13 protein-coding genes are annotated in these 12390 nt (G+C 48.4%); 2 read left to right on the plus strand and 11 right to left on the minus strand.

Annotated elements, in window-relative coordinates:
- Window positions 1–2 precede the first annotated feature (2 nt).
- The 10 genes from dmpE to AC51G0_RS20370 form a co-directional block, all read right to left on the minus strand.
- Complete coding sequence (gene dmpE / locus AC51G0_RS20325; protein ID WP_496303469.1) at window positions 3–788, minus strand: 2-oxopent-4-enoate hydratase; 786 nt, start codon at window positions 786–788, stop codon at window positions 3–5.
- 65 nt (window positions 789–853) lie between these two features.
- Window positions 854–2314, minus strand: a complete 1461-nt coding sequence (locus tag AC51G0_RS20330) for a 2-hydroxymuconic semialdehyde dehydrogenase (protein WP_496303470.1) — start codon at window positions 2312–2314, stop codon at window positions 854–856.
- Between the two features lie 128 nt (window positions 2315–2442).
- Window positions 2443–3366, minus strand: coding sequence for a catechol 2,3-dioxygenase (locus tag AC51G0_RS20335; protein ID WP_496303472.1), 924 nt, complete (start codon window positions 3364–3366; stop codon window positions 2443–2445).
- Between the two features lie 30 nt (window positions 3367–3396).
- The gene (locus tag AC51G0_RS20340) at window positions 3397–3720 is read right to left on the minus strand and encodes a 2Fe-2S iron-sulfur cluster-binding protein (RefSeq protein ID WP_496303473.1); all 324 of its coding nucleotides are present in this window, start codon (window positions 3718–3720) and stop codon (window positions 3397–3399) included.
- A 15-nt stretch (window positions 3721–3735) separates the two neighbouring features.
- On the minus strand, window positions 3736–4797 hold the full coding sequence (locus tag AC51G0_RS20345; RefSeq protein ID WP_496303474.1) for an NADH:ubiquinone reductase (Na(+)-transporting) subunit F: 1062 nt from the start codon (window positions 4795–4797) through the stop codon (window positions 3736–3738).
- 18 nt (window positions 4798–4815) lie between these two features.
- The gene (locus AC51G0_RS20350) at window positions 4816–5178 is read right to left on the minus strand and encodes a phenol hydroxylase subunit P4 (protein ID WP_496303475.1); all 363 of its coding nucleotides are present in this window, start codon (window positions 5176–5178) and stop codon (window positions 4816–4818) included.
- A gap of 68 nt (window positions 5179–5246) precedes the next feature.
- Window positions 5247–6749, minus strand: coding sequence for an aromatic/alkene/methane monooxygenase hydroxylase/oxygenase subunit alpha (locus AC51G0_RS20355; RefSeq protein ID WP_496303476.1), 1503 nt, complete (start codon window positions 6747–6749; stop codon window positions 5247–5249).
- 16 nt (window positions 6750–6765) lie between these two features.
- Window positions 6766–7035 carry an MmoB/DmpM family protein gene (locus AC51G0_RS20360; protein WP_496303477.1) on the minus strand — a complete coding sequence of 90 codons (270 nt, stop codon included), beginning with the start codon at window positions 7033–7035 and terminating at the stop codon, window positions 6766–6768.
- Between the two features lie 11 nt (window positions 7036–7046).
- Window positions 7047–8036 carry an aromatic/alkene monooxygenase hydroxylase subunit beta gene (locus AC51G0_RS20365; RefSeq protein WP_496303478.1) on the minus strand — a complete coding sequence of 330 codons (990 nt, stop codon included), beginning with the start codon at window positions 8034–8036 and terminating at the stop codon, window positions 7047–7049.
- 30 nt (window positions 8037–8066) lie between these two features.
- Window positions 8067–8378: a phenol hydroxylase subunit gene (locus AC51G0_RS20370; protein ID WP_496303479.1), complete on the minus strand. Its 312-nt coding sequence runs from the start codon at window positions 8376–8378 to the stop codon at window positions 8067–8069.
- Window positions 8379–8761: 383 nt separating this feature from the next.
- On the opposite strand from AC51G0_RS20370, the gene AC51G0_RS20375 reads away from it, so the two are divergent.
- The gene (locus AC51G0_RS20375) at window positions 8762–10495 is read left to right on the plus strand and encodes a sigma 54-interacting transcriptional regulator (protein WP_496303480.1); all 1734 of its coding nucleotides are present in this window, start codon (window positions 8762–8764) and stop codon (window positions 10493–10495) included.
- Between the two features lie 395 nt (window positions 10496–10890).
- Here AC51G0_RS20375 and AC51G0_RS20380 read toward each other — a convergent pair whose 3' ends face one another.
- Window positions 10891–11370, minus strand: coding sequence for a GNAT family N-acetyltransferase (locus AC51G0_RS20380; RefSeq protein WP_496303481.1), 480 nt, complete (start codon window positions 11368–11370; stop codon window positions 10891–10893).
- 185 nt (window positions 11371–11555) lie between these two features.
- Here AC51G0_RS20380 and AC51G0_RS20385 point away from each other — a divergent pair, with 185 nt between their 5' ends.
- Window positions 11556–12374, plus strand: a complete 819-nt coding sequence (locus tag AC51G0_RS20385) for an AraC family transcriptional regulator (RefSeq protein ID WP_496303482.1) — start codon at window positions 11556–11558, stop codon at window positions 12372–12374.
- The last annotated feature ends 16 nt before the right edge of the window (window positions 12375–12390 follow it).

The raw sequence follows: 12390 nt of genomic DNA on the forward strand, positions 1-12390 counted from the left end.
CTCTAAACAAAACGCACAGACGCAGAACCCATGCCACCGATGCTGACACTCATAAAATCACCAGCCTGTACGGGTTCCAGCGGCACCAGCGAGCCTGACAGGATCACTTCGCCGGCTTTCAATGGAATACCGAACTCTCCCAGCGTATTTGCCAACCAGGCCACGCTGTTTACCGGGCTACCAAGCGCTGCGGCTCCCGCCCCGGTTGAGATCACCGAACCGTTTTTCTCTACCACCATGCCGCAGGTAGCCAGATCAACTTTGCGCGGATCGACGGCTTTATCGCCCAATATAAACAGGCCGCAGGAGGCGTTATCCGCCACGGTATCCTGAATTTTGATTTGCCAGTTTTCGATACGGGAATCGACCACTTCGAAACATGGGATCACACAGTCGGTTGCTGCCAATACATCAGCATTCGTGACTCCCGGCCCCATCAGATCTTTTTTCAGGATAAAAGCGATTTCACCTTCTGCCTTAGGCTGTATCAGGTGTTCGCTAATTGGCATTTCCTGCCCCTGGCTGTAAGCCATTTTGTCTGTCAGGTATCCAAAATCAGGCTGATGTACGTTCAGCATGCTTTGTACCGCTTTGGATGTGACGCCAATTTTCTTGCCAATCACTTTTTCTCCGGCTTCCACACGGCGGTCCAGCATACGCAGCGAAATGTGGTAAGCATCTTCAATTGTGATGTTGTCAAAACGCTCAGTTAATGGACGCAAGGTGCGGAGCTGGGTTAGGGCGTCAAACAATTCGTCGCCGCACTGAATAATTTGTTCTTGATTCATAATCGTTACACTCTTCCTTTAGTGACAGCACACATGGCTGCGTACTGGAGTACTTTGGGTTCCACTCATAACTTGATGCAGACGTTTTTGAGCTCGGTATAAAACTCCAGTCCGTGCACCCCGCCCTCGCGGCCAATCCCTGACTCTTTTGCCCCACCAAAAGCCGTACGAAGATCACGCAGGAACCAGCTATTCACCCACGCGATACCGACATCCAGTGATTCCGCCACCCGGCAGGCGCGAGAGGCATTTTCTGTCCACACCGCCGCGGATAAACCGTATTTGGTGTTATTAGCCAGCTCGATCACTTCCTCTTCGCTATCAAACGGTCTGATATGACAACAAGGGCCAAAGATCTCTTCCGTCACCACCCGGGCGTCATCGGCCAGTCCGGTCCAGATAGTTGGCTCGACCCAGGCACCGTCATTTAGCTCAGGTCCCATCTCTGGCACACCGCCACCGATCACGACATTGGCACCTTCTTCAACTGCCAAGTTGTAGTAGGAAAGGACTTTTTCTTTGTGCTCCTGGCTGACCAAGGGGCCAAAGTCCACATCCGAGTCTTCCGGGCGTCCGAGTTTCAACGCCTCGACACCTTCTTTGAGGCGCTGGACAAACTCATCGAAAATAGGTCGTTCAACGTAAACTCGCTCAGTCCCCAGGCAGACCTGACCGCAATTGACGAATGCTGAACGCATGGTGCCTTCGATAGCTTTGTCTAAATCGCAGTCCGCAAAAACAATACCCGGGTTCTTACCGCCACATTCTAGGGAAATGTTGCGCAGCCCCACCGAAGCGGCACGCATAATCACTTCACCAGTACGGGTTTCGCCGGTAAAGGTAATGGCATCAACATCGGGGTTGGCTGTCAGGAAAGCACCGGCAGAATCAGGTCCAAAGCCATGTACAACGTTGTACACGCCATGCGGGACACCACATTCATTCATCACTTCGCCCAGCAAGGTTGCTGTGGCAGGCGTTTCTTCTGACGGCTTAACCACAACGGTATTGCCGCAAGCCAGTGCTGGCCCTACTTTCCATGTCATCAGCAACAGTGGCAGGTTCCACGGGCTGATAACGGCAATCACCCCTTTAGGCTTTCGATGGCCATAGTTCAGTGCGCTTTTTCCATCTGGTGTATCCAGCTTGAACGCTTCGGTCGGATGGTTTGCCAAGGTCTCTGAAAAAGCCTTGAAGTTGGCAGCGCCACGGGGAATATCAATGTGGGAAGCCATCGAGCGAGGTTTCCCGGTATCTTTGCATTCGGCATCGAGAAACTCTTCAAAACGCTCATTGATACGGTCAGCCACACGATTTAGCAGCTTGATACGCTCTGCTTGTGTCATTTTCCCCCATGGCCCGTTCATCGCAGTTTTAGCCGCTGCAACAGCCGCTGCCACCTCCGGCTCACCAGCTTCGTGAACCACACCAATCAGGCTGTTATCAACAGGGTTACGGTTGTCAAAGGTTTTACCGCTGACAGTTGCCGTGAACTCTCCATTAATAAAGTTCTTAAATTCTTTCATTCTTTACTCTCATTCAGGTGACGATCTCAGGGGCCTATATATTTATGCAAGTTGTGCAAAACACTGTTTAACAGGCGCACTGATCCCTGTGCTGGCTCACGCCAGCACGGAAAGCCAACAAATATTGCTTAGGTCAAGGCAGTGAGGAAACGCTCGTTAAGCTGACGATCGTGGTAGAAAATAGCCTTACCCAACTGTTCAGTTGTCCAGGTAACAGGCTCATGATCCGGGTAGTGGTAGTCACCACCGCAGAAGACTTCAGTACGGTTGCCTGACGGATCAAAAAAGTAGATGGTTTTACCGTGAGTCAAACCATGGCGGGTAGGGCCAATATCCAAAGACGTATCCGTCATGGATATCAGGTCTGCAGCGCGCAGTACGTCTTCCCAGGTTTCCAGATAGAAAGAGGCATGGTGGAATTTACCGGCATCAGGACATTCAATGAACGCCACATCATGCGCTTTCATGCTTGAGGTTAAAAATGCAGCCGCTTTATTGCCTTCAGGATCAATCACCTGCTCAGCCAGATCAAAGCCCAATACATCACGGAATAATGCGCTGCTCCCTTCGACATTCGGCCCATACAGCAGGCAATGGTCAAATCGGGTGGCTTTCATACCCGTCAGATCACGTGGCCAGGCTTCCGGGTTCACCTGGGAAAGTCCCCACTTACCGGTCTGCTCTTTCTCAGCATAGATTTCGAACATGTGCCCTGTCGGGGAATCAAAACGTACCCTACGGCCGCAGCCATTCAGTTCACGGGCCGGGATCTCTTCCACCTTACAGCCATACTCAACAAGTTCCTGTTGCAGCTGATCCAGTACTTCATCGTTCAATACCTTATAACCCATGAAATCCATTCCCGGGGTATCTGCTTCGCGCAATACCACGGAGAATTTATCCACTTCAGTCCAGCCTTTCAGATATACCCGTCCCTGGCTGTCTGTTTCCACTTCAATTAAACCGAGCAGATCACGGTAATGTCCCAGCGCTTCTTTCATATCTAGAACACGGAGCTGAATGTGCCCCGGACGAATTACACCTTTTCTCATATTACTGTCCTTGTTTTTCTGATTTACCCATCATTGTGCAAGCTTGAAATGATCCGACTCGATCACCATATCGCTACGTGGCAAGATACGGCAGGAAAGAGCAAAACCCTGTTGCTGCTCCGCTTCCGTGATGTGCAAACGACTCATTCGTTTGCTCTCAAACTTGCCATCGAGAATACGGATTTTGCACATCCCGCATCCCCCGCCGCGACACCCGACCTCAATACACTTCGCCCCTTTGAGCTCCATGCCCACCAGCAGCGTTTTGCCTTCCGGACACAGGTATGATTGATCCCGGTTCACCACGGTAATGCGGTATGACCTTGTTTCAGTGTCGACTGTGTTCGCCATCATCACGCGGCCCCAACATCAAATTCGCTTAAACAGTGCAGAACGCGTTTGCTCTTTAGCGCCATCCGCTGCCGTTACAAAGCGCTCCATATGAATATCGCGCTCAAACAACCGCCCTTGCATTAGTGCCGTTAACGATGCATCAATCATCGGAGGGGGGCCGCACAGGTAGGCTTTGTGGCCGCTGAACTGGTTGCCGAAGTAATCCATTGCCGCTTCATGGACGAAGCCTTTGAAGCCTTCCCAGTTGTCACCGTCTTCCGGTTCGTTGAGTGCCGGAATATAGAAGAAATTCTCATGCTCTTTCGCGAGCTTTTCGAAAATGTCACGGTTATAGAGCTCATCAACATTTCGCGCCCCCTGGAACAGATACAGCTTGCGGGGATCCCCCTCTTCCAGCAGATCCAAAATCATCGACTGCGGACTTGAAAGACCTGAGCCACCAGCGATGAAGATTGCATCTTGCCTATCAGATTTTCTGCTGAAGAACTGACCGTAAGGGCCCGATATATCAAGGGTATCTCCGACCTGCAGCTGCTCGTGCAAGTAGGTCGTCCCCGCCCCACCCGGAACCATACGTACATGCAGTTCCAATATGCGGCTGTCAGATGGCTTATTCGCGATTGAGAATGCACGTGTTCCTTCTACCCCAGGGATGTGCAAGTTGACGTACTGTCCAGCCTGAAAAGCGATATCGTCATTCAACTGCAAGAAAAAGCCCTTGATGGTTGGCGACAAATCGCAGATCTCAGTAACAGTGCCGACAAAGTCACACACAGGGTGGCTCATAAAGTCAGGATCAACATCAATTTCCGCTTCGATAGTGAGATCAGATTCGGGCTTGGCACAGCATGCCAACACCACACCTTCATCGCGTTCTGAATCCATCAGTGCAAACGTGGATGCATCACCGATATCAACATCACCTTCCGTCACGGTCACTTTGCAAGTTCCGCAGGTGCCATGGCCGCAGGCGAACGGCAACCAAACACCTTGGCGCTGGGCTGCGTCCAGAATCGTCTGGCCTTCATCAACCTCAATCACATCACCTGTTGGCTCTACAGTTACTTCATATGTCATGATGATAGCCTCCTACAATTAAACGCCTGCGCCCTGATAGCCTTTCAGACCCGGTGTGTGGAAACGCAGTACCGACTTATGGCCAATTCCCTGTGCCTTCAACGAGGCCTGTGGCTGTGGAACAAAATCTTCATTGTCGAGCTTCCAGCTCACTGTCTCCCAATTAATCTGGTTAAACTCAGGATGCAGGCCAAATGCTTCTGGCATCACCTGAGTGCGCAAGGTCTCAAACGTCATTTCAGGCGGGACCGGGTAGGCAAAAGGTGCGCAGAACATCAGGTGGTGATCCCACCCCACATACACCACCTGATTACCATTAAAGTTCTCTAATCTATCGAGTTTTTCGCCTTTATAGTCTGGCGTAATTGCTTTTACAGGCATTGTTATTCCTCGTCTCTGGCTGGCGATGGCCGCTGCCATTACCAGCCTGTTAGTCTTCCGTTACCAACTTAGGCTTTACCTTTCCACTGGTTCCAGCGCTGCTCATCTGGCGAACCTTTCATGTCCATATTGTCGGCACCAAGGTTCATCTTGTAGAATTCACTCAAAATATCGCCCATGTCCGGGCCACCGCAGTTGCCCTGGAATATTTGATGTACCGGCAACCAGGACTGTACGAACTTCTCCGGCTCATCATCGAAGATGTCTTTACAGCCATCAGAGCAGAAGTGATAACGCTCACCTTCGTACACGCTGTCTCGGTATGCCGTTTGGGTGGGATCATCCATTTCAGTAAATAACATCGGGATCTGACAGGTGGTACACAGCTGCGGCAGTGCCTTGGTGTAGAAACGCTCTCCCTTGGCTTCCATTTCTTTCGCCAGCTCCCAGCGCGGACGGTAGAACTTGTCGAACGTTTCCGGATACTTCTCAGACAGCCAATCCAGCTCTTCATCGGTTGGGATCCAGGTATGGAAACCAGCAGCATGACCGTGGGTATAGAAGGTCCACCAAGCCTGGTGAGAGATATGCTCTTTCTCTTTCTCAATAACCTCAGTGTATTTCGGCATGCGGATGCCATAACGGGCCAGATCTTTAAACAGCGCTCCCCCTGCTTCTTCGAAATAGACCTCCCAGGCTTCCTTCCAGGACATCACCTTGTTCGGCAGCATGTAGTCCATCATCATCGAAACAATGGTCAGCAAACGGGAACCTCGCCAAAACCACTTGTCGATCCACTTCTGTACAATCGGCACGTTGTCTTCATGCTGCTCAAGCAGGAACTTGATGACTTCCAGACCGAGTGTCATGTGTCGGGCTTCATCCGATTGGGCAGAAAAGCCGAAGGTTACGGTAGCCATGTCACCGTTATGTGCAGCACCAGACATGAAAGGAACGAACAGCAAGTTGGTCAGTACATATTCGAATGAGAAACCGATGGCTAGCATGAACTCAAACGGGCCGGCTGCGCGTGCATCGTTGAAGAACGACTTAGGTACCGATAGGTACCACACTCGGTCATGCATATGGGGGAAATCCTGGAAGCCATCGAAGAACTTATTGTAGTGGCTCATCGCGTGGATCTGGGTCTGTACATGACGCAGCTCATCTAATGACTGCATCTGACAGGCAACCCGAGCCCCCACTCCACCAAACTGACGTCCTGTATGGGCAAATCCTTGGTAGGCCTGATACTCCAGTGGCGTAACGGCACTCAGGAAAATCTTAATCGCGTTAACGTAGCGTGGGTCTGATACATTCAAATGCCCGTTGTTTTGAGCAAATGCGTCAAAGATGGCGTAGAGCTTTTTCTCTTTCTCTGCCTGATACTTCCAATAGGCGTCCATGGTCAGGCGAAACGGGTCTTCCCATTTCGACCAGTCGGTAATTTTGATCCCTTCGAACTCTTCGTACGGAAACGCCTCTTTACGATCCTGGTAGGAATATTCCCAATCCAGATCCCGTGTTAGCAGGCGGTATTTATCTTTAATGTTGAGCTTTTTAGCTGCCATGATGCGTTACCTTTTATTATTCGTTCCAATACAGAGAAAGTTCGTCATCATCTTCCTCGACGTTGCCGCCAAGGGTAATGAGGTTGAGGTGCAATTCCTGAACATCCCAGTCACGCCCCATCTTCTCTTCAACCGTTTCACGACGGACGGTCAGACGACCTTCATTCTCAATACGGATCATTGCTGGCATGTGCATCACGGTCACATCCGGATTGTCTTCTTCTATCGCTTCAACGATATAGCGAGATTCATCGTTATCCTGCAGTGCAATGTAAACCTTCGACATTCCCTATCTCCTTACTTAAACAGACCCGCTTTGGTCAGGCGTTTATCAAGTACAGCGACAGCCTTATCCAAGGCTTCTGCATCATCGAGCATCTCTGTTGCCAGAGGCTTGAGTGCTGCAACCGCTTTTTCCTTCCACTGGGTTACCCAGCCTTCCAGCAGCGCTTTGTTATCAGCAGATTCTGCTGCTGCAGCCTTTAGCACGGCATCGGCCCAGCGAGAACTATCTTTGTTCCAGATCCGCATAAACTCAGTCAACATGCCCACGTCCTGTGCGCCGTTATCAACTAACCATTGATCGAACTGGTTAAATACCAGGTCATATACCAGCGCATCGATAATGACGTCTTGCGCCACAAACACTTCAAACCAATCTTTGGTTACTGTGGTTTCTTCACATAGCGACCGCATCCCTTGCCATGCTGCATCATCCATCCAGTAGGATTTCGCTTGGCCAAGCGCATCACCGCTATTGCCATCAAGCAACAAGCCAATACGAGAGAGATACTGAGCGATACCAAGGCGGTCCATTCCATTGAACAGCAGTGCCTGAGTGATCGCCGTCCCATACCCCTGAGAGGTCCCGTACAGGTTGTTCAGATTGGCGGTGTGCTCAACGTGACGGAGCGGCACCAGGTAGCGAATAACTTTAGTTTTAAGCTCTTCACTTAACATGTTCGATAGGTTGCGCTTATCGAAGAAGCTATAGTTGCTCTCAGCCGCTTCCTGCATCTTGGTGCGTTGCTGCACATAAGTGCCGTAATAAAATTGGCGAGGATCTTTAAACTCGTACCAATCTTCCATGACAATGGCAGTACGGCGCGGATCATTCAGCTCCATCTCCGGCTGCCACATCGGCCGATAGTGAAAGTAGTGCTCAGATTGCATATCGTACGTTGCTTCCTGATAACGCGTTGCTGGCTTGTCGCCAAAACGACGTGCAATGTGCGCATAGGTATTACGTACCGGCTCAAGCGTTGCGGTTTTAATTTCAATACTCATCGGACAGTTCCCAACTAAGTCAGATTGTTGTTATTCAGACGTATGACCATGGTTGTGCGACATCAAGGTATCTTCGCCGTAGCGCCATTTTTCCATTTCAGCGTCTACAGCGACCATCTGATCCTCGGTCATATACGTCACGTTATTCACCTGACAAAAGTGCTCAAAGGCACCTTTTGGCATGATCAGCTCAACGAACAGGCTTGGCTCACCAATAGCGAAGTCAAATTCAACAAATCGAGCACTTTCAGAACTCCGGACCCGTACATACTTCGTCAACTGTTCGAATGCCGGCCTATCCTGATCACTCAACCTGGTATCCGAATAAATCACCTTCGTCATCTCACCTCCCTGTTTGTTTCTGATTCAGGTCAGCCTGACTAGTGCAACGGCTATGCCATGAGACACAGCATCTAACAAAAACCCACTCCAGATAAAGTTAAGCCATTGTTTTTAATTGAAATTAAAATCAAAAGAAAAGTAATATCGGAGAGCCAACCCTGTTCTGACGATGGAATAGAGACGAGAAGAAATGTGAATAAAAATAACCAAATGATAAATGTAAATGACAAAGGTTAATCATTTGATTAATGTGTCACTATGAACTTAAATAGAGCATCAAGTCACATATACCCCACGGCTTGGCTTTATAGGAATGGCGTTGTTAGGTACAAAAACACGCCGACAGGGAATAGAAAATAATCAACACTCACTCAAGATGGGTGGTGAATAACAATAAGGGCGACAGCATTATGGATATTGGCGCTTCTCCAACACTTCCGGAATCTACAGACCTCATTTCACAGTTCCAATTTTCAAGCGACGACGGCAAAGTCTGGTTTAACGAACAACGCATGCTATTGGTTCATGCAACTGCAATGGGTGCTCTGCGGAAAGAGCTCATCGAGACATTGGGCATTGAGCGGGCGCGAGGGTTTCTGATGCGCTTTGGCTACCACTCAGGTTTCAGGGATGCAGAGATGCTCCAAAAGATCCGTCCCGATTTCACCAAAGAAGAGGCCTTCCTTGCCGGGCCTCAGTTACATAGCATTAAGGGAATGGTAAGAGTTGTTCCCAAAGAGCTTAAGTTTGATGTGGGATCGGGGAGTTTTTACGGTGAATTCGACTGGTATGATTCTTATGAGTCCGAAGCCCACATCAACGAATATGGCTCAGCGAATATACCCGTCTGCTGGACTTTGCTCGGCTATGCCAGCGGCTTTTCGAGCTTTTATATGGGGCAAAAAATTATCTATAAGGAAACACAGTGCTCCGGCTGTGGTTCCGATCATTGCAGTATCATAGGTAAACCCGCCGAGGAGTGGCCGGATAAGGAAGAGCTGGAACGTGCCCTGTTGCCAGATCCAATTATCGAAGAGCTGTTTGCCTTGCAACAGCAAGTATCCTGCCTTAAAGCGAGTTTCCGCAACGCCGACAACGAGCAGGAGCTGCTTTTCAATTCTGTCGGTCGCTCTAGTGCCTTTAAAAACGTCTGCCAGCTGATCGCCAAAGCGTCAAAAACCAAAGTTTCTGTCCTTCTTCAGGGAGAAACCGGTGTAGGCAAGGAAATTGTTGCCAAGGGCCTGCACGCAAACAGCGATCGTGCTGATGGTCCTTTTATCGCGGTAAACTGTGCCTGTATTCCATCCGATCTGATTGAAGCGGAGCTTTTTGGTGTTGAAAAAGGCGCATACACCGGCGCAACGCACTCGCGGGAAGGTAAATTTGAACGCGCCAACCAAGGCACTATCTTTCTGGATGAAGTGATCGAACTTTCACCCCATGCCCAGGCAAGCTTATTACGTGTATTACAGGAAGGTGAACTTGAACGCGTCGGTGGCAGCCAGCTTCGGCACATTGATGTTCGCGTGGTTGCTGCCACCAATGAAGACTTGCAAACCGCAGTTAATGAAGGCCGCTTTCGTGCCGATCTCTACTATCGCCTGAATGTCTTCCCTGTTCACATTCCTCCCTTGCGCGAGCGTAGCGAAGATATTCCGCTGTTGATTGAACACTTTTTAGAGAAATACCACACCCTCTACAATAAACGTACTTTGGGTGTGACTGACAAAGCCCTGCAAGCTCTGATGATCTACAAGTGGCCAGGCAACATTCGAGAGCTGGAAAATATGATCGAGCGAGGCATAATCCTTACCGACAATAACCGCAGTATCGATTTGGAGAGCTTTTTCCCGTCTCTGGCTGAACCGACCCACCCGTTGAATGTGATTAATAATCAAGGCTTGCTCGCTCAGCAGAAGCCATGCTTCAGTACCGCCAATGAGAGCTGGATGGACAAACAATTGGAGAATAATTTCAGCATTGAAGAATTGGAGCTGAATCTGATCAGACGCGCAATGGACAAAGCTGATGGGAACGTATCAAAAGCTGCTCGGATGCTAGGCTTAACCCGCCCAGCCTTAGCTTATCGCCTTAAAAAGATTGAATCTGATAATTAATGTGCAAGTAGTACATATATTATTGCGTTATTAATACGTAGCAGCAGAGGTTGGTAATACCAACCTTTACTGTTATTGAGGCTAAATAACATGATCATCATATAGAGTGTATTGATGTGATTACCAAGGGAAATTGACAAATCTTTTCTTGTTTTATTCCTATACCAAGGGTAGTAGTTAGTTGGTATTTCTCTGAATAAGGGACATAACCTAGTTAGAGTTAATAACCTAATGACGTCCTTTGTCATAATCAAACACTTGGTTTATCTGAAACCAAACAGATTGACTAAGCAGTCTATAGCTTGCTTTCGGGACTAAATGAGATAGAACTTTTAATCTGATTTGGCTTGAGAGGCATTAGTATTTCTATACCCATTATCTGCGGTAAATTCAGCTCAATTTGTTTTTTCTATATTACACTTTGCTGGCAGTGTTTTTGTCATGAACACCTTGTTGTTGTCACGTCCGTACTCTTTCCAACCTAGATAAGAATATAGGGTGATGTTTTCGGTGATTTTGGCGTGTGTGACCAGCCGTATTTCTTGGTGACCATGTTGTTCTGCCTGTTTTTGTGCAAACTCAATCAAGCCTCGGCCGAGACCATGCCCTTGAAAGTCTGGATGTACGGCAACATTTGCTATCGTTGTGTAATCCGCGTCGTGAATCAGAATAAGTCCGCCCACCAATGTATCGCCAGAGTAAGCTACCCAAACCGGGTATGAACGGATCTCTTCTCCATAGTCAACCTGCATGGGAGGTAGATCTTGTCCACCGAATTTCTCTTTATATTGACTGTAAGCATCGTACATACACTTAGCTAAGCCATCCGCATCTGATAGATTGGCTTGGCGAATTTTCCATGGTTTTTTAGTCATAGTCATTTTTCCTTATATAAATACGCTCTGTAATGGAAATAGGGTTTCAATAGCCTTATCGACATACATTGATTTTGAGGCCACTTAACAACATGTAAATCCTAGTTCATTGATGCTCAGTGTAATAGGGCTAAATTTGAGATAAAATCGGCAAATATTCCGATCCTTGTTCGAGAGAACTGTTGATGAAACAAGCCCACAATGTAAAAGTCGATTACTTTGTTGACTTGTCATTTGAAGAGCATAACCACACCGCCCATCACCCAGAACATCGGTTGGCCTTGCTTACCAAAGGTGTTATTGAGATGGTTTATGGTTCAAATATAAAGATTGTTGCCCCTGCGATCGTCATTATTCCTCCCGGAGTGCCGCATAAGACCTTAAGAGCCGAAGGTGCTGATATGTATTTGGTTTCTTTTTGTATTGGTTGCTTGGGAATTGATGAAGACAGCCTATTAATGCAACCTTTTCAGCAAGTGATAGATGGTTCTCTTCCTACTGTATCCGTGGACACGGATCGGCTTCCCCTTTTGATTCAAATTTTAGAGGCCTTAAGTAACGAGAGTCAGCAATCAGGCGTTGAATCAACGCCTTTGTTGCGATCCTATCTTTCAATAATCTTCGGTGACATTTACCGAAGCATGCACTTGAATAACGACCAAAACCCAATCAGTAAGTTAGCGTCAGAAGCATTGAGGTTCATTCATCAAAATTGCCATAGTGCCATTTCTCTTAAAGAAGTGGCCTCTGCAGTTCACCGCGTCCCCTCTCATGTGGCGACCATAGTGAAAAAAGAAACTGGTTTTACGGTTGGAGAATGGATCTGTCAGGCAAGAATAAAGAAAGCCTCATACCGACTATCCCACAGTACTCTATCGGTTCAAGACGTCGCCACTGAGTTAGATTGGAAAGATATCACCCATTTTATCCGACAATTCAAAAAGGTGACGGGACAGACCCCTGCTCAATGGCGAAAAAAGCAGGCAGTGAATACCAGCGACTAAACGAACGAGCCGCTGG

It is taken from the genome of Photobacterium sp. HL06, from assembly GCF_059552575.1.